The sequence below is a fragment of the Asticcacaulis sp. genome, from assembly GCF_047605585.1.
Lineage (GTDB): Bacteria > Pseudomonadota > Alphaproteobacteria > Caulobacterales > Caulobacteraceae > Asticcacaulis.
The window spans coordinates 195583-216812 of record NZ_JASGFK010000001.1; the positions used below are offsets into that span (position 1 = coordinate 195583).

Genomic DNA, 21230 nt, shown 5'->3' on the forward strand with positions numbered 1-21230 from the left:
AGAAAGGAGTCCGCAAGGAGTCTCGTGGGTTGCGTTTTTCGCGTGCAAGGCAAGTCCGGGTTTCCAAAAGGTTAACGCATTGCTTTTGCATATGGTATCCGCTTAGTGATTTGCTCCCGGATCCATGACAGGACAAAGCCTCACCGCCGGCAACGGCAGGGAGGCTTTTAATACTGAAATTTGTGGGCTTAGCCTCTAAAGATTGCTCTTCAGCCAGTCGATGACGCGGGCAATGATATTGCCGCTGCCGCCGGTCGGAGCGTCCTTGGGGCCAATCTTGGCGGCCATGATCTTCTTGACCGGCACAACATCGCGCGGACCGTAAAGCGTGCGCAGGATGACTCCGGCCGTGGCAGCGAAGGACGGGCCGGCAGCGGCGTCGCCCAGATGCGGCACGCGCGTCGGCTTGCCCAGGCGGCAGGGACGGTCGAAGACACGGATCGCCAGCTCACGCACGCCTGCCAGCTGCGAAGCGCCGCCGGTCAGGACAATGCCTGCGCCCGGCTCGATCTGGACGCCGGACGCCTTGATCTTCTCGCGCAGCAGCTCGAAGGTTTCCTCGACGCGCGGCGCGATAATGCCCTTGAGGATCGAACGCGGCACGGTGATCGGCGCACCGCCGCGATCGTCGCCGCGTGGAGGGGCCTCGACCGTTTCGCGATCTTCGTGGGCGGAGGCAATGGCCGAGCCATGCAGGGTTTTGAGGCGTTCGGCGCCGGCCAGGGTCGTGGACAGGCCGCGCGCGATATCGGCCGTGACGTGGCTGCCGCCAACATTCAGACAATCGACATGGACCAGCGTGCCATTGGCGAAGATGGCCGCGGTCGTGGAGGAAGCCCCCATGTCGATGCAGATGCAGCCCAGTTCCTTTTCGTCTTCTTCCAGTGCGGCCACGGCGGCGGCCAGCGGGGCGCAGACAATGGCCTGAACCTCAAGGTGCGCCAGGGAAACGCAGGTATTGATATTGTTGAAGACGCTTTCGTCGATGGTGACGACGAGCAGTTCGAGGCCGAGATTGCGCCCGTTCAGGCCGCGCGGATCGCGTACGCCCTGCTGGTCGTCGACGCTCCACGATACCGGCAGCAGGTGGATGGCGCGGCGATTGGGGAAACGCACCTGCGCCAGGGCCGAGGCGATGGCGCGGTTGAGATCGGTATCGGCGATCGGCTTCAGGCCCAGAGATACCTGGGTCGAGACCTTGTGCGAGGCGGTCTGCGCGCCCGGAATGGTGACGCGCACGCCCTGGATCGAGACATTGGCCATGGCCTCGGCGCGCTCGACGGCCTGCGCTATGGCCTGCGAGGCGGCTTCCATGTCGATCACCGAACCGGCGCGAATGCCCTTGGACTGCACATAGCCGACGCCGGCGACGCGGATTGAATGATCGGCGTGGCGCGCGCCTTCCGGCCGCATGATGAAGCAGCCGATCTTCGAGGCGCCGAGATCGAGCGAAGCAATCAGGCCTTGCGCGGCGGCAGGCCGGGCGCTTGCCTCGCCACCGGCGGCCGGCATGGCGCGTGCCGTTTTTGCAACCTGATCGGGCTGCAGGGCGGCGGCTTTGGCGTTCTGGCGATCTTCAAATCTGGACATGAGTTTCTACTTTGTCAGACTTACTGGCGAATAACGGGCGTGGGCGGCGAAGCGGGGTGGGCATCCAGCGGAACGACCACAAGGGAATCCGGATCGAGAAGGTCGATCGAGGCAAAGCCCTGGTCCAGCACGCGCTGCTGGGCGATCAGGGCGTCAAGACGGGCCAGGGCCTGATCCTGGTTCAGGGCCGGCAGCTTGATGATGCCGCCGTTCTTCAGCAGGATATTCCAGCGCCGCGTATCGACGCGCTGCAGGGCGTAGGTCTTTTGCAACAGGGCGGGACGCTGGCGCATCAGTTCGATGATTTCCGGCGCGGCCTCGTTAGCGCCCTCACCCACCACGAACGGCAGGTCGCTGAAACGGGCATAATTGGCTTCGGGAATGGTCTGGCCCTGGTCGTCGATCACGGCGAACCGGCCCGCATTCTGCCAGACGGCCAGACGCGGACGCTCGACCACGTCAATGATCAGCACGCCGGGGAACTGGCGGCGAATGGTGGCCGACTTCACCCAGCCGACATTCTCGACATCCTTCTGGACCGCATTGAGGTCCATCAGAGCGAAGGGCTGGTCCTTGGAAAACTTCAGGGCCTTGCGCACGTCCGGCGAGGCCTCGGGGCTGACATTGACCAGTTGCACCTTTTGCAGCTTCAGGCCGATGGAGGCCAGGCGGCCATCGATGAAGCCGCTGACGGAGGCACCGAGAGCCTCGGCGCGGTGACCGGTCATCAGCACCACCGACAGCAGGCCGGCAATGACCAGAACGGCCAGCCAGGCGGTCAGTTCGTTAGGCATATGGACGGCGCCGATGACGCTCGACTTGCCGGGCGCCATGCCCTTGCGCGAACCGGACCGCTCGTTGGCGCGCGCCTTGCCGTTACCACGCGCAGCGGGCTTGGCCTCCGCTTTCGCGCCGGTGGGGCTGGCTTGTCGTCTGCCACCTCGAACGACGGCGGGCATAGGCACTCTCCAATTCATCCTGACCACTTCTGTGGCCAATCTCAGTCCGGAATGGGCCGAAAACAGGATTGCGGCGATGCGTGCCCCTCATGCACGCTTCGTCAACACTCCCGCCCGGCTGGTAAGCGCCTATAAAAACCCGAACGTCCTTAATAGAGTGATAACGAGCGGGACCTTTGTAAGGATTTTGTAACGATATTCACTTGAATTTCGCAAGCAGACAAACGGAGCCCGGATTGCCCTCAGATTATCGAGCGCTTCGATGGACGGAACAGGTTCGCCCCGGCCTTCAGATCCAGGGTTTCCGTCGTATTTCCGTAGCGGACAACGACCGTCCCTGCGGCAGGACTGTGCAGGACGGCGCGGTTCAGGCGCCCCTTGTCCCAGGTCATATCGACTTTCAGTCCGCCGCGGGCGCGCAAGCCCCTCACCTCGCCCTGCGGCCAGGCATCGGGCAGAGCCGGCAACAGGTCAACCGCTCCCGGCCGGCTTTGCACCAGCATTTCCGCGATACCGGCGGGCCCGCCGAAATTGCCGTCTATCTGGAATGGCGGGCAGACATCGAGCAGATTGGGCTGAGTGAACTGCGATATCAGGCTGCGCAGCATGACATGGGCATGATTGCCGTCACGCAGCCGCGCCCGCAGCGCCGTGCGCCAGGCCATGGACCAGCCCGTCCCCTCGTCCGTGCGCAGATCCAGCGTCTTTCGCGCCGCTGCGGCCAGCGCCGGAGAGACTTGCGGCGTCAGCGACTGCCCCGGATACAGACCATACAGGTGCGAGGTATGGCGATGATGCGGCTCGGCCTCGGCATAATCCCTGATCCATTCCCGGATGCCGCCATTCTGATTGACGTCTATCGCCGGCAGGCGCTGACGCGCGGCTTTTGCCTTTACCAGTAAGGGATCAGTGATATTCAGCGCGTCCGCGGCGACGATGAAGCTATCGAACAACTCACCGATCATCTCGGTATCCATCGCCGCGCCATAGGTCAGGTGATACGGCTTGCCCGCCAGCAGATACTGGTTTTCCGGTGAAATGGTCGGATTGCTGACCCATTTTCCGGCCACCGGTGTGCCGGCCGGCGCCTCAACCAGCAGGCCGAGCGCGAAGGCAACCGCACCGCGCATCGCCGGGAAACAGCGTTTGGTCAGAAAATCACGATCCTGGCTGTAGAGATAATGGTCCCACATCTGATTGGCCAGCCAGACGCCACCGGTCGGCCAGATCCCCCACGGCCCGTCGACCGGGGTGGTGGCGCGCCAGATATCGGTATTGTGATGCAGCACCCAGCCCTCGCCGCCATAGAGATCGCGGGCGGTTTTGGCGCCGGTGACCTGCAGATCGTCAATCAGGTCCCATAAGGGCGTCTGCGTTTCCCACAGATCGCCGGTTTCCGCGATCCAGTAGTTCATTTGCAGATTGATATTGGTGGTCATCTTGCTGCTCCAGGCGGGCAGCAGGTCGTTGTTCCATATCCCCTGGAGGTTGGCGGGCTGGCCACCGGGCCGCGAGGCGGCGATCAGCAGATAGCGGCCATACTGGAAGAACAGCGCCTCCAGCGCCGGGTCCGGCGTTGTTTTGTAGGCGAGCAGGCGCTGGTCTGTCGGCAGGTCCGCCGCCGCCCCCAATCGCAGGCTGACTCGGTCGAAAAGCGCCTGATGATCCGCCAGATGCGCCGCCTTCAGATGGGCGTAGTCATGCCGCCCGGCCTGATCGATGGCGCGCTGCGTCAAGGCCAGCGGATCGCCGGACACATCATTATAGGTCTTGAAACTGGTGGCGCCGCAGAACAGAAGCGTCACTGCATCGGCGCCTTCGACCACAAGCGCATCACCATCGGCCCGCACAGCGCCGCCGGACGCCACGACCCTGAGACGGCCGGCATAGGACAGACCGGGCTTGTCCCATGAGGCGGTCCATGACCAGTCAGGGTTTTGCCGGGGCTGGATCTGCCCTTCTATAAGCAGGGCGCCATCTGCCCCGCTCGATACATTCGCCCCGGTTTGCGGGCTGGTCAGGCGGATACGAAACGACTGTTTTCCCGGTGTGTCGGCCGTCAGGCGGATAACCAGCGCCTTGTCGGGGAAGGAGGCGAAGCTTTCACGCCGATAGACGACGCCGTCCCGTTCGTAGCTTACCGTATGCACAGCCTGGTCAAGGCGCAGGTCCCGGCGATAGGCCTGCGCGCGATCGTGGCCCGGCATATCGATCAGCAGGTCGACAAACGGCTGATAGGGCATGAGCGTGGCAGGATCGCCCATGAAATCCTGGCCGGCCCTTACGGCGTCGTCCAGACGGTCTTCAAAAATGGCTGCGCGCAGCCGCGCCAGTTCCGCAGTCCGGTCACCGGGCGAATAGTCGTGTGGCGCCCCGCCCCACAGTGTGCTTTCGTTGATCTGGAAGCGTTCACTGGCAAGGGTGCCGAACACCATGGCGCCCAGATGGCCATTGCCCAGAGGCAGGGCCTCGCTCCAGTCTTTCGCCGGCTGTTCATACCACAGGGAAAGAGGGGCTTCTTTGCGCGGCGCGGCGTTCAACCTGCCCGCAGTTGCGGCGGCCATGCCGGCGGTGGCAGCCATCATCTGGCGACGCGACAAGCGCATGAAAATTCCCTGGGTTCTTTTTATAGCTCTGCAGGCCGGATACAGATATCCAGCCGCTGAGCCCACCCTAGCGCATAATTTTTACAAGTCAAAAAAGTTGTATATTTGAAAGAAAAGGTCGCAAGGCGCCTCTTTAGTTCGCCTCGACCTGGAAACAGCCCCAGCCATCATTGCGACCACTCAGAGGTGTGGCGGCTTCCTGCAATTCCTCTTCAAAAGCCGTGATGGCGGCATGATCAGGCACCATATGATGGACCACCTGAACGTTCCATTTGCCGAAGTTGAGATCGGCCAGATTGTCGTGGTCAATTTCCCACGGGCCGTAATCGACCTCGTAGCCCTTTTCGGCGAAGATCACGCAGAAGGCCTTGGCGGAATCTTCGTTATCGAACAGCAGCGAAAAATCGATATCGCGCACCACGGAGAGATCGTCGCCATCGGCCTGCATGGCGCGCAGGACATCGCCGGTCTCATCGGCGGGAAAATTAACGGTCATATCGAACTCCTCAAAAGACGGGCGGCAAGCCATTCCCGCATATATGCATGCAGCAACGTTTCTACAATGTTACCCTTCGGCAACATAAAAAAGCGTAATAAATCAAATGGCCTGTTCGATTTGACAGCAGACAGAATCTGGCGAGTCTGGCGGCAGATCAAAAAAACAAGGGAAGAGCGGAATGGGCGAGCAGCGCGTCAAAAAAGTGGTCATCGCGGGGGGCGGCACGGCCGGATGGTGCGTGGCGGCCGCGCTTGGCAAGTCTCTCGGCGCCCTGCTGGATATCACCCTGATCGAGTCGAGCGAGATCGGCATAGTCGGCGTCGGCGAGGCCACGGTCCCGACCATCCTCGGCTTCCACAGCCGCCTCGGCATCGATGACCGCCAGTTCGTCCGCGAGACCAATGCCGGCATCAAGCTCGGCATCGCCTTCCATAACTGGGCGCGCAAGGACGACTACTACTTCCATTCCTTCGGCCGCCTGGGCAAGTCGATGTGGGTGACGCCGTTCCACAGCCTGTGGCTTCAGGCGCGGGCCGATGGCTATGGCGGCGACCTGGGCGATTACTGCGCCGAATACCGCGCGGCGGAGGCGCACAGGTTCGCCATTTCCGACAAACAATGGCTCAACTACGCTTACCATTTCGATACCGCCCTCTACGGCCCCTTCATGCGCCGGTTCAGCGAGGCTCACGGCGTCAAGCGCATCGATGGCAAGATCATGCGCGTTGAGCAGGATGACCTCACCGGCTTTATTACCCGCGTGGTCCTCGAGTCCGGCCAGGCGGTCGAGGGCGACCTGTTCATCGATTGCACCGGTTTCCGCGGCCTGCTGATCGAGCAGACCCTGAAGACCGGCTACGAGGACTGGAGCCACTGGCTGGCTAATGACCGGGCCTGGGCTGTGCAGACCGAGTCCGTTGGCCGCCTGGAGCCCTATACCAGCGCCATCGCCCACGATGCCGGCTGGCGCTGGAAAATCCCGCTGCAGAGCCGGGTCGGCAACGGCTATGTTTATTCCAGCCCGCATCTGTCGGACGACGAAGCCCGCGCACGCTTCGTTGCCGCGCTCGACGGCCCGCTGATCAATGAGCCGATGCACATCAGGTTCCGCACCGGCCTCCGCAACAAAATCTGGAACAAGAACTGCATCGCCTTCGGCCTGGCCAGCGGCTTTATCGAGCCGCTGGAATCGACCAATATCCACCTGATGCAGATCGGCGCCACGCGTCTGGTGCAGATGTTCCCCTTCGATGGCATTACCGACGCGGTGGCCGAGCTGTTCAATGCCGAGACGCGCGCCGAGGTCGAACACGTCCGCGACTTCGTCATCATGCACTACAAGCTGACGCAACGCGACGATACGGACTTCTGGATATCCCGCCGCGACATGGAGATACCCGAGACACTGAAACTGCGCCTCGATCTCTTCCGCAATCATGGCTATTGCGCCCCGCCGATAGAGGACGTGTTCCGGGTGGATTCGTGGCTGCAGGTCATGCTGGGCCAGAGGTTCGAGCCTCAGGGCCGGCACCGCTTCGGCCAGTTGTTCACGCGCGAGGAACTGATGGGCGCGCTCGAAGGCCTGCGCGCGCAGGTGGCTCACACAGTGGCCAATACGCCTGACTATGAACAGTTTATCCGCAGTTATGGGCGGATGCCGGAACCGGCCGAAACCTAGACAACCGGCAACCTATCTTGGGCCTCGCTTGGTCCAGACATTATCTTCCGGCTTGGCAAAGACCACGTCCTTGCCATCCATAACGGTAAGGAATGGCTTGTCGTTGACCCCCATGGTGACAGAGCCGGTGCCATACCACTGGCGAAAGAACGCGCCGCCTCCCGGTTCCGCCAGCAGCAACATGACCTGCCGGCCATCGGCCTCCGGTCCGGAATCGAGCGTCAGCATGGCGTTTGCATAACCATCGGCCGTGGCGTATCCGCCTCGCTCCGTGCCCGAGGCGTCATAGATCAATATGCCTCCCATAGGCCTCGGTGCAGCCTTGCGGATCTTGCCATTCAGCGTGGCGGGCGGCAGGTTGCCGGCGATGACGACCCGATCGACCCCCTTGTCATCATAGACCCTGAGTTCCTTGACGCGCAGGCTTTTCACATTTTCCAGCTGATGCAGCTTTATGGCCTGGTAGCCCGATATTCCAGCCAGGGCGACAATCAGTACCAGCAGCCCGGCAAAGATCGCACCGAAACGTTTTTCCAGTCCGGACAGCCGTTCTTCAACGGTCATGGCCCCCTCCCTCTCCGATTACAAAGAGAGGGTACTATTACACTCACACAACCGCAAGCCGCATAAAAAAGCAGGCGGACCGAAGCCCGCCTGCCCTCATTTTAGTACTGAGCCAAAGATTATTCGGCCACCACCGGCACGCTGACCGTCGCGGCCTCCGTTTCCGGCACCGCCGAATTGGAGCTCAGCTCGATCGCCACACCGCTGTCCTCGTCGCGGACGATTTCCTCGCCATTGAGCACCTTTGCGATCTCGTCGCCCGTCAGGGTTTCGAACTCAAGTAAGGTCTTGGCCAGACGATGCAGCCCGTCGAGATTTTCCGTCAGGATGCGCATGGCGTCATCATGGCCAGCCTTGACCAGACGCTTGACTTCTTCATCAATCTTCTGCGCGGTCACTTCAGAAACATCGCGCCCCAAGGCGCCGTATTCGTCTTCGCCCATCTTGTAGTTGACATAGCCCAGCTCATCCGAATAGCCCCAACGGGTCACCATGGCCTTGGCAAGGCGAGTCGCCTGCTGGATATCGGACGATGCACCCGAAGTAATACCTTCCTTACCCAGGATAATTTCCTCCGCACAACGACCGCCCATGAGGATGGCCAATTCCGAAGTCATCTGGGTGAAGTTTTGCGAATAGCGGTCACCTTCCGGTAACTGCATGACCATGCCGAGTGCACGGCCGCGCGGAATGATGGTCGCCTTGTGGACCGGATCGGCTTCCGGCACCTTGAGCGCCACGATGGCGTGACCGCCTTCGTGATAAGCGGTATTTTTCTTTTCCTTTTCACTCATGGCCATGGAACGGCGCTCGGCCCCCATCAGCACCTTGTCCTTGGCGTCTTCGAAATCGCGCATGGTCACCAGCTTGCGGTCCTTGCGGGCGGCCATCAGGGCGGCTTCATTGACCAGGTTGGCCAGATCGGCGCCGGAGAAGCCCGGCGTACCGCGCGCGATCACCTTGACATCGACATCGACGCCCAAGGGCACCGGCTTCATATGAACGCGCAGGATGGCTTCGCGGCCGGTCAGGTCGGGGTTCGGCACGGTCACCTGACGGTCGAAACGGCCAGGACGCAGCAGGGCGGAATCGAGCACGTCCGGACGGTTGGTGGCAGCGATCATGATGATGCCTTCATTAGCCTCGAAACCGTCCATCTCGACCAGCAGCTGGTTGAGGGTCTGCTCGCGTTCGTCATTGCCGCCGCCATGACCGGCACCGCGATGACGGCCAACCGCGTCGATTTCATCGATGAAGATGATGCACGGCGCGTTCTTCTTGGCCTGTTCGAACATGTCACGGACGCGCGAGGCGCCGACACCGACGAACATTTCCACGAAGTCCGAACCGGAGATCGAGAAGAAGGGCACGCCCGCTTCGCCGGCCACCGCACGGGCCAGCAGGGTCTTGCCGGTGCCCGGAGGACCGACCAGCAGGGCGCCTTTCGGAATCTTGCCGCCCAGCTTCTGGAACTTGGACGGGTCCTTCAGGAAATCGACGACTTCCTGCAGTTCTTCCTTGGCCTCGTCCACGCCGGCGACATCCTGGAAGGTGACGCGGTTCTTATGCTCGGTCAGCAGGCGGGCCTTCGACTTGCCGAAGCCCATGGCGCCGCCACGGCCGCCGCCCTGCATCTGGCGCATGAAGAATATCCAGATGCCGATGATCAGGATGACCGGCAGGAGCGTGGTGATGACATTCATCAGAATGCCGGTCTTGCCGCTCTGGATGGTCGTCTTGACGTTCTTGGCCACCAGTGCGTCATCGAGTGCCTTATGGTTATAAGGGTCGACCACGGTGTGGAAGCGGTTACCATTGATCAGCGTACCTGACGCATCGTCCTGGTGGATGACAACCTCTTTCACCTGACCACTGTTCACACTGACCAGCAGTTCGGAATAGGGAAGTTCCTCGGCCTTCTTTGTGTCCGGCACCAGCGCGCCGTGATTAGCATTCATGACGACGTAAATGCCCAGCAGGAAGGCCAGTATCACGCCGATAATCGCCATGGACTTCAGGTTCATGCCTGTCTCGATCCTCAATCAGGCCCGCAAGTTGGGCCACCCCTCCATGGGGTTTTCACATATTACTCATCCATATAGGATGGACGGAGCGGTTTCGCTACACGCCATTTTTCCGCGTAAGAACGCAATGATATTTTTTTAGCCTGTCACATCGCTTTCCCGCCGGATCATGCCCATAGCCGCCCGAAAACGCGGGAAGACCAGGCATTTGACCTCAAAATGTCTTAAGGCCGGGTTGGTGAGCAGGGGCTTATCCAGATTATCTTTCTGCTCGAGAACCGGCTGACTGCCGCGCGCCATCGCCGGAAGGGAGGAAAGCCAGGTGCGATCGTCATCGGAGAGCTGTGCGCGCGCGGCATGCGAGGCGACAATTTCTCCCGCGACAGCCCGAATGGCAAAACGACCATCCCAGACCGTCTCCCCGTCCGTCATCGACACCTGCCCCGCCCGGTTGCGACCGATATCGCCGGCTTCGCGCCCAATAAAGATGACGCCGTCTGCCTGATACAGGCGCGCGCCGCTCAAGGTCTGTGCCTTGCCGGATGGCAGTTGCGCCAGAAGCGCCGAGACCTTTTCCTGCCTGGGCAGCTTGTCGCCACCACCGGCACAGACCGCCGCTGTCGCCAGTAATCTGACAGCCGTTTCATTCGGCAGGGCGTGGAATCGATCGGCCTGGAAGGCGATCAGGCCCAAAGGCGCCAGACTTTCCGACCGATACAGCAGCATCTCCAGCTGGACCGGTGACAGCTGCACCCCAGTTTCAACGGGGGCGACCGGGGTTTGCTCATCCTGCAATGCCTTGCGTGTGCGGGCGCGCAGGGAGTGCGGGCTTTCATTGGCCGGATCGTCGATCCAACCCACGCCGATACCGCGCAGATAATCCCGCAAGGCATCCCGCCGGATATCCAGAAATGGCCGGTAAAGGAAGACGCCGCGTCCTTCCGGCCAGACCGGCGACGGCGCCCACACTTTCGGCGCCCCGACACTGGAGCCCTGTCCGCGCATGACCTTGGCCTCGGCGATATCGTCTGCCGTATGGGCCAGGCACAGGACAGAAATGCCTTTTTGCCGGGCGGCCTCGGCCAGCAGGCGATGCCGCGCCAGACGCGCCGCCGCGGAAAGACCGGTTTGGGGCTTTTCATCCCCCCAGTGAAGGGCGGTAAATCCGACGCCCAGCCGGGCGGCATGGTCTGCTACCGATTGCGTCCATTGCGGGCTTAAGGGGTTGAGACCGTGATCGACGCAAAAGACTTCCAGAGGCCTTTTGCGCCAGGCCACCAGAGCATAGAGCAAGGCCACCGAATCGCCGCCGCCGGACACGGCAACGCTCAACGGCCCGTCGCTATCGAGACGGGCCGCGAAGTCCGGGAACTTGTTACTGATAAAGGCCGGAACGGCGCTTAGGTCGCCCCGCACCTGTTCCGATCCTTCAGGACCTTGGCCTGGTTGCGCATATCGTTGGTCGCCAGCTTGGAATAAACCTTGTCGAACTGGCTCAGGGTGGCGCAGACATCCGCCGGACGATTGCTGTCATTCAGCGCCTGAGCCAGTTTCACGGTCGCTTCCGGCGCCCATGAGGTCTTGGGCCAACCCTTCAGCGAGGTGGCATAGGCCGAAACCGCGCCCGACGGATCGGATTTCATGGCGCGGATCTGGCCAAGGCGGAACCAGGCTTCCGGCGCCTGCGACGATTGCGGCCAGGCGGTGGTGAAGGCCTCGAAGGCGCGGCCGGCGTCATCGGTCTGGCCCGAACTCATCAGATTGAAGGCCTGATCGAAATCGCCCTGGGCATTGCCGGTCGAAGCCGGTGGCGGTGGCGGCGGCGCCAGCTGCGCATCCAGATCCTTCAGGTGGGCGTCGGCCAGATCGGCGCGCTTGACCAGGGTATCCATGCGGGCATTCTGGTTATTGATCTGCTGAAGCAGCAGCTGGTTCTGGTGCTGCAGATCCTCGACCTGTCCGATCAGGGTGGTGATCGAGCCCGCCTGCTCATCCAGCTTGCGCGCCTGGCTGTCGACCGTGGCCTGCAGAGCGACCACTTCGGGATCAGGCTCGATCAGGATCGGCGGGGTGCCCTTCTTGTTTTCTATACGCGAGACGGAACGTTCCAGCTTGCGCACATTGCGGTCGAGCTTCTGCAGGCGCTTGGCGTCCCAGACCGTATTATCCGTCGGCGGCAGGGTCGGATCGTCCTTGTCGTCATCGCTAAAATCCTGGGCATGGGCAGACAGCGGCGCCAGGTACGAAACGGTCAGGGTGGTCAGCGGCAGGCTCAACGCCAGAATGGACAGGCCGGCCGCCATCTGGCCCCGAAACCTGTGGCCGCGCGATCCGCGGCGGGTGAATTTACTATCCGTCATGTGCAGATCGCCCTTTTACTCGAAACCGGGGAATTATCTCATAACTAACAACATAGTCGGGCTGAAATAAGACGCAAACCCTAATTTGCGTCAGAACGCACAAAGGGCGCGAACCGTACGGCCGCGCCCTTTGCTTAGCCGGATATTATGACAGCTTACTTCGAAGCCGCCAGGCTATCGTTCTTCACCCAGCCGACATTGTCATTATCGTCGGCCACTTCCCAGTACATGCCGTCCTTGTTGCCGGTCGGGTAAACTGTCAGGCCCACCGGCAGGGCGCGGATGACCTTGCCCGTGGCGTTGGGCGCGGAACGCAGGGTGGTGGCCGTCTGGACGGTAAAGCTGCGGCTCGGCGCGGCTTCCTTGCCACCGATATCGATACCGCCGAGATTATTGACCATTTCGGCATAGGCAACGAGGAAGGCCTGGGTGACGATCTTGCCGATATCGGTATCTTCATAGCCCCCACCGACGGCGCCGCCGAAGCCGATGCCCCCGCCGGCGCCCCAGCTCAGGTCGTTCTTGGCGGCGTGACCTTCAAAGGAATTGGATTCCGAGGTGCGCACATCGGTCAGCGACAGGACGACATCCGCTTCGCTCTTCTTGGTGCGGAAGCCGCCGACAATGACCCCTGCCCGGCCACCGACAATGCCCCCCAGCAGGCCGGCCGCGCCACCGCCGCCGGTATTGGAATCGGCACTGCCGACTTCTGCCACCAGCACGAAGTCCGCTGCCTTGATCTGGCCCTGGCCGACATTGGAACCGCGCTGCAGGCCCATGGAATTGCCGATTTCGCGTTCGCGTGCCGCCGCATCCATGCCGGCGCCGCGATCGACCAGCGAGAAACAACCCGATTTCTGGATGATGACCTTCAGCAGCTTCTGCGGCGCGGCCAGGCTGTTATTGGTCCAACCTGACGGATCGTCACCATTGACGACGGAAATAGTGCCCAGCTTGGCCGAACAATGCGGCAAGTTGGCCATCATCTGGTCCTGCGTCTGCTGCGCCTTGCTGGCCTTGGCCTGGGCAAAGGCCGGCTCGCTTGCGACCAGACCGAAGACGGCGGCCAGCGCCACGCCGGCCGCGGCGGGCTTGCGGATGGAATTGAATGTCATGGAACAGCTCCCCAATGATCGAAAGAATAGATGGGTAAACACTGCCACGACCCATTCCGCCGAAGGCAGGCTTACCGGAAAAATGTCAGAAATACGCGCACTCAAGGCCCAGCCATCGGCCGGGCCAGACAATGTGATCGCGTCGGGATGAACAGCCCCAAAACGCATCATGCCCCCTGACCTTACGGCCAGAGGGCATGAGTTTCAATTCAAAAAACCAGCAGTTGTGGCTTATTGCGCGCCCGAAGTCAGGCTGGTGTGGGCGTTACGGTTCTTGTTCCAGGCATCTTCACCCGAACCGTTGTCGATCGGGCTTTCCTTGCCGTAGGAGATGGTCGAGATGCGGCCGGCGGCGACACCCTTGCCAGCCAGGAAGTCCGAAACGGCCTGGGCGCGGCGGGCGCCGAGGGCGAAGTTGTATTCGCGGGTGCCGCGTTCGTCGGCATTGCCTTCGATGCGGATATTGACCTGCGGATAACGGACGAGCCAGGCGGCCTGCGCGGCCAGGATGCCTTGCGCGTCAGCGCGGATATCCGAGGAATCGGTGTCGAAATAGACGCGGTCGCCGACATTGACGACGAAGTCCTGCTGCGAGCCCGGAACGATGCCCGGCAGCGGCTGCTGAGCAACCGGGGCCGGCGGGACGGGAGTCGGGGCGGGCGCTTCCGGTACCGGCGCGGGAGCCGGCTCGACGGGGGGCTTCGGCTTGCTGGTACAGGCCGCCATAGACGCCATAACCAGGGCCATTACGGCGAACTTTGCTACGGACTTGGTCGATACCATGATTTCTAATCCTCTCAATTAATAGAATGCGTCTGAATGTATCCTTGCCTTGTGACGGGATTATGCACAAAACTTATAAAGATACGATGATATGGCAATTAACTTTTGTCAAACCGGCGTTGTCATTTTTCCAGAGAACTGGATATTTTTTCCTTCTTGCCGTCGATTGGGGCAATTTCAGGACCGGATTACCTCATATCTCATGAATTTTCGGTTGGCGAACAGGGTTACCCGATCCTTATCCACGCTTATAAATACAAAGCTTTGCGGGAGCCTGAGCCCCCTACTTCAGCCGGGGCGACCAGGCGGGATCGGAAGCACCGCCCGGATAGGGTACGGCACGCTCGACACGGCCGCTGACCTCGACCATCCACAGCGAGGGATTGCCGCCCTGGGTTTCGCGGAAGAACATGATGTAGCGGCCGTTCGGTGCCCAGGTCGGCCCCTCTTCCAGATAGGAGGAGGTCAGGAGCTTGGCATTGCCGCCCATGGCATCCATGACGCCGATGGAGAAGCGGCCGCCCGACTGCTTGGTGAAGGCGATCATATCGCCCTTAGGCGAGAAGACGGGCGTCGAATAGGAACCGCCGCCGAAAGTGATCCGGCGTACATTGCCGCCGCTGGCGCTCATCAGGTAGATTTGCGGCGAGCCGCCGCGATCGGAGGTAAAGGCGATGGTCGAACCGTCCGCCGAGAAGGACGGCGAGGTATTGATATAGCCGCCGCTGGTCAGCTTGGTCATTGAGCGGGTACGCAGGTCCATCACATAGATATTGGTGGCGCCGCCCTGGCTGGCCGAGAAGGCCAGCTTGGAGCCATCGGGCGAGAAGCGTGGCGCGAAGGCCATGCCCTTGACCTGGCCGACGGCTTCCTGACGGCCAGTCTCCAGATTGTAGATATAGATGCGGGCGCTGTCGGCGGTCAGGGCCATATAGGCGATTTCCTGGCTATCGGCCGAGAAGCGCGGCGTCATGACCTTGGTATTGTTGCCGGCCACCGGCAGGTAGGACGGGTTGGCGCCATCCTGGTCCATGATGGCCAGGTGCTTGACGCGCGCCGTCTTGTAGCCGCTCTCGGCCACGAAGACGATGCGGGTATCGAAATAGCCTTCCTGGCCGGTCAGCTTTTCATAGATGGCGTCGGCGATCTTGTGGGCGATGCGGCGCCAGTTTTCCGGCGTGGCGGTCAGTGACTGACCCAGGAGCTGGTTCTGCGAGAAGATATCCCACAGACGGAAATCGACCTGCAAGCGGCCATCGGCATCGACAAAGGCGCGGCCATTGCTGAGATACTGCGCGTTGATCGTCTTCCACGAGGCGAATTCCGGCTGCACAGCGACATCGGGATTCTGCTGGATAAAGGCCGCCGGATTGATCGGCGCGAAATAGCCGGAGCTTTCCAGGTCATTCATCACCACCTTGGAAATCTTGTTGCCGAGATCGCCGCCCGAGGCATCGCTGCCGCCAATGGCAATGGCGATTGGCAGGGGCTGGATATTGCCCTGGTCGACCGTGCCGGTCAGTTCATCCTGCGCATGGGCGCAATTGGGGCCGAAGACGGGCGCGCACAGCAGCATCAGCGCGCCGGATACCGTGGCCAGAATTTTATGGATCAGTTTCATGTTCGCTCCTTTGGTCGGGACGGGCCGCTCACTAGCGACCCTGGCAGGCCTTTGAGGCATCGAAGGTAATCTTAAGCGGACGGTCGTAGAGGCCCTCCGGCAGGTCGGTATAGGCCAGGGGCTGGCCCTTGTTCACAGCGGCCAGGGCCAGGTTCGCGCCCGCCTGCCACACCGGATCGCTGCGCTTGTTGACCCATGTGGGACCATCCGTAACACGGCCGCTGGGCGAAATTGTGAAGCGGATCTCCGGTTTCACATCCTGGCTGCCCGGCACATCGCAATTGATCAGCCACAGCTTGTTGAGCCGCTGGGTCAGGGCGTTCATTTCCGTTTTCAGCCCGGCATCGGCCGGACCTGATCCGAAGGCCGAGGCGCCGGTCGTCTTCTGCGTGCTCGGCGAGGCCGCGCGGCGGGTCGGCGCCTGGGACGGCGTGGCGGCGAGACGGCTGAGCAGATCATCCTGAGGCTTGGCCTTGGGCGGCGTAGGCTTGGCAGGCGTCGGCTTCACCGGTACCGGCGCCGGCTTTTTCAGCCCGTTCTTGTCGGGCGGCGCCGGGGTTGGCTTCGGCGGTGCCGGCACAGGCTTCGAGGCCGGCTTGATCGGCTCCGGCACAGGCTGCGGCGGGGTTGGCACCGGCTGAGGCGGCACGGGGTCCGGCTGCGGGGTCGGCTCCGGCGTCTTGACCGCCAGTTCATCGACCGGCGCTTCCGCCATCTGGCGGCTCGGCATGTCGGAAATGACGGTTACCGGCACCGACGATACCTTGAGCGGCGGCGGCGTCAGGTGCCAGCTGATGAAGGCAAGCAGGATCAGGCCGACATGCAGCAGCAGGGAAACCAGGAATGACGGTCCGAATTTCTTCATGCGTCTATGGTGTCACGTCGTCCGATTGAGCCGCCTTCACCGGCGTGGACTTGCCACCCATGGTGTCGGTGACCAGGCTGATCTTGGTGAAGCCGGACGAGGACAGCTTGCCCATCACCTTGGCGACCGAATCCCAGCTCGCTTCGCCCGCACCGCGGACATAGATCTGGGTTTCGGTATCGCCACGGGTGATGGCCAGCAGGCGCGGCGCGACCTGCTCATAGCTGGCCGGATCGTCATTGACGTAGAACTGGCCATCCTTGTCGATCGACACAGTGACGGGCTCGCCCTCGTCCTTGAGCGCGGCCGCCTCGGTTTTCGGCAGGTTGATCTTGATGCCTGAATTGAGCAGCGGCGCCGAAATCATGAAGATGATCAGCAGAACCAGCATGACGTCGACCATCGGGGTGACGTTGATTTCCGACAGGGCCGCGCGGCGGCGCGTGCGGCGTCCGCGACGGCTGCCCCCACCGGCGCCTGAACCTCCCATGGCCATGGATCAGCCTCCCAGCTTGTCGCCGAGGCGGCGCGTCAGCGAAACCATCAGCTCGTCGGCGAAGCCTTCCATGCGCGAGGTGAATCGCGCCACTTTCGCGTTGAACAGGTTGAAGGCGATATAGGCCGGGATGGCGGCGAAAAGGCCCATGGCGGTAGCGAACAGGGCTTCCGAAATGGCCGGAGCCACGGTGGTCAGGTTCGTATCGCCCTGTGAGGCAATGGCCGAGAAGGCGTTCATGATGCCCCAGACAGTGCCGAACAGCCCCACGAACGGCGAGGCCGTGGCGATAACCGCCAGGACGCTCAGGCCATCCTCGATCGTATCGGCTTCGCCGGCGATGATGTGGTTCATTTCGCGATCGATCTGCGAGACCAGCAGATCACCCTGGGCGGCATTCAGGCTCTTGCCCTTGTAGTCCTTCCAGGCGGCGGTGACGGCGACCAGCAGCTTTTGCAGCGGTTCCTTCGGCTGGGTGCCGAGCGTGGCGGCGATATCATCGAGCGCGCGGCCGGAATTGAGCGCGCCTTCCAGCGTATCGGCCTCCTTGTTGACGCGACCCAGCGCGCCCGTCTTCTGGACGATGATCGCCCACGACCACAACGATGCCAGGGCCAGACCGGCCATGATCACCTGGACCACGATATCGGCGTGCATGAAGAGGCTGATGAAGTTCAGGGCGCCCGGAAGATTTTCAGTGGCTGAGCTGGCGGCGGAACTGGCGCTCATGTCGCATCCTCGGTTTTAGGTTAAGACGAATAGTGAATCTGTAATGGCTGCACCATGCCCGACAATTGGCGACATTTCTATGGCACCGGAACAGAAAAAGGCGTTTTTACAGCGTGTTTTCGTTTGGAAGACACGCCTTGATGGCGGTCTGGAGGTCTTTCGGCAGGCGTTTGGGGCGGCCTTTCAGGTCGATGCAGACCACCTGGACCTGACCTTCGGCGAGCCTGAGCCCGTCGCGTTCCACCCACTGGTCGAGATTGAAACTGGCGCCGCGCACCTCTTTCAGGCGGCTCCTGACGCTGACCAGATCGTCGATCCGCGCCGGCAAGAGATAGCGGATATTGATGCCGCTGACGGCAAAGGCGAGCGGCTCATCGAGCGCGGCCAGCTGATGGTGATGCACGCCGATCAGGCGCATATATTCGGAACGTCCGCGCTCGAAATATTTGAGATAGTTGGCGTGGTAGACGACGCCGGAAAAATCGGTGTCTTCGTAATAGATGCGCACCGGGAGTTCGTGGTGGTCGCCGATAATGCGGCCGGACTGCGGGAGATCTGAAGTCATTTGGGTGTTTTAGCGGCAGTTCGCCGGACTTTCCACCCCTTTGTACCTCCCCAATTTATTGGGGAGGTATGGGTCAGGGCCTGTCCAGCAATTCGCAGAGATCGGCCCGCATGCCATCTTCGATTTTGCTGCCCTTGCGGGTAAATTCGATATAGCGGCCTTTACCGCCATAGGGCTTCCAGTCATCCAGCCCCTTGCGGTTCGGATCGCCGGTTTTGGCGAACTGCACCCAGTAATCCATCAGGGGCGCCCAGCGGTCCTTTTTCACCTCTTTCGGTCGGTCGTTAAAGACAAAGCTGAGTTCGGAGCCATGGTGGACATCGGCCTTCGCATCGGCATCGATATCGAGCTGGTAGAGCCAGGCCGGCTGGCCATTGGCGGCGGCCTGACGCGCCATCCAGTCGGCCGGACAACGCAGCATCAGGTCGGTTGACAATTGCAGCGGCACCTCGCCCAGCACTGGATCGGCCTTCGGGGTCTTGTCGACGTCGAGCCGGTAAAACCGCAGTGCCTTGCCGCGATCCTCACCAAAGCGCGTGGCGATGGCGCCGTAAAGCGAGGCACTGACATCGGCCAGCATCAGTTCGCGCGCCGAAACCCCCATGATCAGCGGCACCTTCGCCCCCTCGCCGGCCCGGAAGATGTCCGCCGGCGATTTCGGCAGCACATAGCCATCCACCGTCGCCTGGTCCCAGATAAAACCGGCGTCCTCCATCGGCGGCGACAGCTTGTCGCCGGCCTGCTGCAAGGTCTGGGCTGGCGCCTTGCGCAGGTCGGCCAGGGCTTTGGCGCCATCCGCCGGATCGTTACTGAACTGCTCCGCCAGCCGGATGCCAAGAGCCTCGTTCTGCGCCAGGGTGCGCGGCGCGAAGCCGAACTGCGGCGTGCCGCTTTCCTCTATCGCCTTCTGGAACAGACCATGCGCCAGAGGCGAGGCCAGCATCAGCCCGACATCCTGTCCGCCGGCACTGTGACCGAAGAGGGTGACATTGTCCGGATCGCCGCCGAAGCGGGCGATATTGTCGCGCACCCACTGCAGGGCCTTGATCTGGTCCATCAGGGCGTAATTGCCCGACGCGCCACCTTGTTCGGCGCTCAGGGCCGGGTGTGACAGAAAACCGAAGACACCAAGCCGGTATTGCAGGGTGACGATGACCACATCGCGCTTGCCAAGATCGGAATAGATGGTGCCATTGCCTGCCCCGGCGCGATTGGCGCCACCGTGGAAGAAGACCATGACTGGTTTGCGCGCGTCACGACTTAGGGACGGTGTACGAATTTCGAGATAGAGACAGTCTTCCGAACTGGCCTGAGACGTTTTCGTCTGCCAGCCATAATCGGCCTGAAGGCAGCCAGGCGCGCTTTCCGGGCTGAAGCGCACACCCGACCAGGCTGCAACGTCCTGCGGCGCTTTCCAGCGCAAGGGTCCAACCGGCGGCGCGGCGAAGGGCACGGCCTTGAAAGCGAAGGTGCCGTCCTTCCAGGCTTCACCGCCGAGCTGACCGCCGGAAACCGGCACAATGACATCAGGTGCCGGCACATCCGGCGCAGGTCCAACAGGGGCCGGTGCAGGCGCCAGGACAGCCGGTGGAGCGGGAGCGTCCTCAGGAGGTGCAGCGGCAATGGCAGGAGGTACAGACGTTACGGGCTGAACCGGCTTGGGCGGGGTCGACTTGCGCCCCGGCAGAACCATGCGGTAGCGGCCATCGGGACCGCGTATCGGCGATTGGGCCAGGGTGGGGACGGCGGCGAAAAGCGCCGCGAACAGGCAAATCCCGGCAAGCCCCCTCGCGCGCACCCTAGTGGCCTTGCGCCCAGAGATAGGCCGCGCCGCGAACGCCGGAGGAATCGCCCCACTGCGCCGGGGCCAATTTCGCCTGCCAGGTATCGCTGAAAACGTACGGCCTGATCTTTTCCGGCAGGCGCTCATAGATTTCCGGTACATTGGAGAGCCCACCGCCGAAGACGAACACATCCGGATCGAGCGAATTGACGATCAGCGCCATGCCGCGGCCCAGACGGTCCATCAGGCGGTCGAACGCGGCCTCCGCATCGGCATCGCCGGCGCGCATGGCAGTGATGATCTCCTCGCCCTTCATCGGGCGGCCGGTCACGGTCTGGAAGTCGCGGGCAAAGCCGGTGCCGGAGACCCACATTTCCAGGCAGCCATTCAGGCCGCACCAGCATTTCGGGCCAGGGAATTCGCTTTCGTTCGGCCACGGCAGGGGGATATGCCCCCATTCGCCGGCCAGGCCATTGGCGCCTTCAATGAGATGGTTATTGACGACCAGGCCACCGCCGCAGCCGGTGCCGACGATGATGGCAAAAACGGAAGGCGCGCCCTTGGCAGCGCCATCGATAGCTTCGGAAAGCGCCAGGCAGTTGGCGTCATTGGCCAGCCGCACCGGACGCTTCAGGGCGGATTCCAGATCTTCGCGGAAAGTCTTGCCGTTCAGCCAGGTTGAATTGGCATTACGCATCACACCGGTGCGCGGCGAGACCGAGCCCGGCGCCCCCACGCCGATGGTGGCGACGCGGTTGACCAGAGACGGATCCTTCTGCTTGGCCTCGGCCTCGACACGGCCAATCAGGTCACAGACGACTTTAAGCGCATCGGTATAGTTGCCGGGATTGGGCTCACGCTGGCGCGACAGGAAGTCTCCGTCGCCCGAAAGCGCCGCCGCCTCGATCTTGGTTCCGCCAAAATCCACACCCACATACAACATAGCGTTTCAACCGTGATTTCTTGTTTTTACTTTATTTAATCAGACAAATA

The 21230-nt window shown here is 62.0% G+C and carries 18 protein-coding genes; 1 reads left to right on the forward strand and 17 read right to left on the reverse strand.

Going from position 1 to position 21230, the window contains the following annotated elements; translation table 11 throughout:
• Positions 1-195: 195 nt before the first annotated feature.
• The 4 genes from ftsA to QM647_RS00950 form a co-directional block, all read right to left on the reverse strand.
• Positions 196-1590 carry a cell division protein FtsA gene (ftsA, locus tag QM647_RS00935; RefSeq protein ID WP_414993590.1) on the reverse strand — a complete coding sequence of 465 codons (1395 nt, stop codon included), beginning with the start codon at positions 1588-1590 and terminating at the stop codon, positions 196-198.
• 20 nt (positions 1591-1610) lie between these two features.
• Positions 1611-2549, reverse strand: a complete 939-nt coding sequence (locus QM647_RS00940; protein WP_414993591.1) for a cell division protein FtsQ/DivIB — start codon at positions 2547-2549, stop codon at positions 1611-1613.
• A gap of 242 nt (positions 2550-2791) precedes the next feature.
• Positions 2792-5155 carry a glycosyl hydrolase family 95 catalytic domain-containing protein gene (locus QM647_RS00945; protein ID WP_414993592.1) on the reverse strand — a complete coding sequence of 788 codons (2364 nt, stop codon included), beginning with the start codon at positions 5153-5155 and terminating at the stop codon, positions 2792-2794.
• A 133-nt stretch (positions 5156-5288) separates the two neighbouring features.
• The gene (locus tag QM647_RS00950) at positions 5289-5651 is read right to left on the reverse strand and encodes a ribonuclease E inhibitor RraB (RefSeq protein ID WP_414993593.1); all 363 of its coding nucleotides are present in this window, start codon (positions 5649-5651) and stop codon (positions 5289-5291) included.
• A gap of 181 nt (positions 5652-5832) precedes the next feature.
• On the opposite strand from QM647_RS00950, the gene QM647_RS00955 reads away from it, so the two are divergent.
• Complete coding sequence (locus tag QM647_RS00955) at positions 5833-7332, forward strand: tryptophan halogenase family protein (RefSeq protein WP_414993594.1); 1500 nt, start codon at positions 5833-5835, stop codon at positions 7330-7332.
• 12 nt (positions 7333-7344) lie between these two features.
• Here QM647_RS00955 and QM647_RS00960 read toward each other — a convergent pair whose 3' ends face one another.
• From QM647_RS00960 to QM647_RS01020, 13 genes are all read right to left on the reverse strand, one after another.
• Positions 7345-7896 carry a hypothetical protein gene (locus QM647_RS00960; RefSeq protein ID WP_414993595.1) on the reverse strand — a complete coding sequence of 184 codons (552 nt, stop codon included), beginning with the start codon at positions 7894-7896 and terminating at the stop codon, positions 7345-7347.
• 119 nt (positions 7897-8015) lie between these two features.
• A complete protein-coding gene (gene ftsH, locus QM647_RS00965; RefSeq protein WP_414993596.1) occupies positions 8016-9920 on the reverse strand; it encodes an ATP-dependent zinc metalloprotease FtsH in 1905 nt (634 codons plus the stop codon).
• A gap of 138 nt (positions 9921-10058) precedes the next feature.
• Positions 10059-11336 carry a tRNA lysidine(34) synthetase TilS gene (gene tilS / locus QM647_RS00970; RefSeq protein WP_414993597.1) on the reverse strand — a complete coding sequence of 426 codons (1278 nt, stop codon included), beginning with the start codon at positions 11334-11336 and terminating at the stop codon, positions 10059-10061.
• Positions 11321-12280 carry a tol-pal system protein gene (locus QM647_RS00975; RefSeq protein WP_414993598.1) on the reverse strand — a complete coding sequence of 320 codons (960 nt, stop codon included), beginning with the start codon at positions 12278-12280 and terminating at the stop codon, positions 11321-11323. Before QM647_RS00975 ends, tilS begins: the two co-directional genes overlap by 16 nt.
• Positions 12281-12435: 155 nt before the next feature.
• Positions 12436-13395, reverse strand: a complete 960-nt coding sequence (locus QM647_RS00980) for a CsgG/HfaB family protein (protein WP_414993599.1) — start codon at positions 13393-13395, stop codon at positions 12436-12438.
• A 231-nt stretch (positions 13396-13626) separates the two neighbouring features.
• Positions 13627-14178: a peptidoglycan-associated lipoprotein Pal gene (gene pal, locus QM647_RS00985; protein WP_414993600.1), complete on the reverse strand. Its 552-nt coding sequence runs from the start codon at positions 14176-14178 to the stop codon at positions 13627-13629.
• A gap of 283 nt (positions 14179-14461) precedes the next feature.
• A complete protein-coding gene (gene tolB / locus QM647_RS00990) occupies positions 14462-15799 on the reverse strand; it encodes a Tol-Pal system beta propeller repeat protein TolB (protein ID WP_414993601.1) in 1338 nt (445 codons plus the stop codon).
• 31 nt (positions 15800-15830) lie between these two features.
• On the reverse strand, positions 15831-16664 hold the full coding sequence (locus QM647_RS00995; RefSeq protein WP_414993602.1) for a hypothetical protein: 834 nt from the start codon (positions 16662-16664) through the stop codon (positions 15831-15833).
• Positions 16665-16668: 4 nt separating this feature from the next.
• Positions 16669-17160 (reverse strand): ExbD/TolR family protein, encoded by a 492-nt coding sequence (locus QM647_RS01000; RefSeq protein WP_414993603.1) that lies wholly within the window; start codon positions 17158-17160, stop codon positions 16669-16671.
• A 3-nt stretch (positions 17161-17163) separates the two neighbouring features.
• Entirely contained in the window at positions 17164-17889 is a 726-nt protein-coding gene (gene tolQ / locus QM647_RS01005) for a protein TolQ (protein WP_414993604.1), read from the reverse strand.
• 106 nt (positions 17890-17995) lie between these two features.
• Positions 17996-18454 (reverse strand): tol-pal system-associated acyl-CoA thioesterase, encoded by a 459-nt coding sequence (gene ybgC, locus QM647_RS01010; RefSeq protein WP_414993605.1) that lies wholly within the window; start codon positions 18452-18454, stop codon positions 17996-17998.
• 73 nt (positions 18455-18527) lie between these two features.
• A complete protein-coding gene (locus tag QM647_RS01015; RefSeq protein ID WP_414993606.1) occupies positions 18528-20252 on the reverse strand; it encodes a carboxylesterase/lipase family protein in 1725 nt (574 codons plus the stop codon).
• 1 nt (position 20253) lies between these two features.
• Positions 20254-21180, reverse strand: coding sequence for an ROK family protein (locus QM647_RS01020; RefSeq protein WP_414993607.1), 927 nt, complete (start codon positions 21178-21180; stop codon positions 20254-20256).
• Between the last annotated feature and the right edge of the window lie 50 nt (positions 21181-21230).

What these genes read in the sequence shown, in the direction of transcription:
- QM647_RS00955 (WP_414993594.1), top strand. Translation starts at nt 5,833, where the DNA reads ATGGGCGAGCAGCGCGTCAAAAAAGTGGTCATCGCGGGGGGCGGCACG.
- ftsA (WP_414993590.1), bottom strand. Translation starts at nt 1,590, where the DNA reads ATGTCCAGATTTGAAGATCGCCAGAACGCCAAAGCCGCCGCCCTGCAG.
- QM647_RS00960 (WP_414993595.1), bottom strand. Translation starts at nt 7,896, where the DNA reads ATGACCGTTGAAGAACGGCTGTCCGGACTGGAAAAACGTTTCGGTGCG.
- QM647_RS00975 (WP_414993598.1), bottom strand. Translation starts at nt 12,280, where the DNA reads ATGACGGATAGTAAATTCACCCGCCGCGGATCGCGCGGCCACAGGTTT.
- QM647_RS00995 (WP_414993602.1), bottom strand. Translation starts at nt 16,664, where the DNA reads ATGAAGAAATTCGGACCGTCATTCCTGGTTTCCCTGCTGCTGCATGTC.
- QM647_RS00950 (WP_414993593.1), bottom strand. Translation starts at nt 5,651, where the DNA reads ATGACCGTTAATTTTCCCGCCGATGAGACCGGCGATGTCCTGCGCGCC.
- QM647_RS00940 (WP_414993591.1), bottom strand. Translation starts at nt 2,549, where the DNA reads ATGCCCGCCGTCGTTCGAGGTGGCAGACGACAAGCCAGCCCCACCGGC.
- pal (WP_414993600.1), bottom strand. Translation starts at nt 14,178, where the DNA reads ATGGTATCGACCAAGTCCGTAGCAAAGTTCGCCGTAATGGCCCTGGTT.
- QM647_RS01000 (WP_414993603.1), bottom strand. Translation starts at nt 17,160, where the DNA reads ATGGCCATGGGAGGTTCAGGCGCCGGTGGGGGCAGCCGTCGCGGACGC.
- tolB (WP_414993601.1), bottom strand. Translation starts at nt 15,799, where the DNA reads ATGAAACTGATCCATAAAATTCTGGCCACGGTATCCGGCGCGCTGATG.
- QM647_RS00980 (WP_414993599.1), bottom strand. Translation starts at nt 13,395, where the DNA reads ATGACATTCAATTCCATCCGCAAGCCCGCCGCGGCCGGCGTGGCGCTG.
- ybgC (WP_414993605.1), bottom strand. Translation starts at nt 18,454, where the DNA reads ATGACTTCAGATCTCCCGCAGTCCGGCCGCATTATCGGCGACCACCAC.
- ftsH (WP_414993596.1), bottom strand. Translation starts at nt 9,920, where the DNA reads ATGAACCTGAAGTCCATGGCGATTATCGGCGTGATACTGGCCTTCCTG.
- QM647_RS00945 (WP_414993592.1), bottom strand. Translation starts at nt 5,155, where the DNA reads ATGCGCTTGTCGCGTCGCCAGATGATGGCTGCCACCGCCGGCATGGCC.
- QM647_RS01020 (WP_414993607.1), bottom strand. Translation starts at nt 21,180, where the DNA reads ATGTTGTATGTGGGTGTGGATTTTGGCGGAACCAAGATCGAGGCGGCG.
- tolQ (WP_414993604.1), bottom strand. Translation starts at nt 17,889, where the DNA reads ATGAGCGCCAGTTCCGCCGCCAGCTCAGCCACTGAAAATCTTCCGGGC.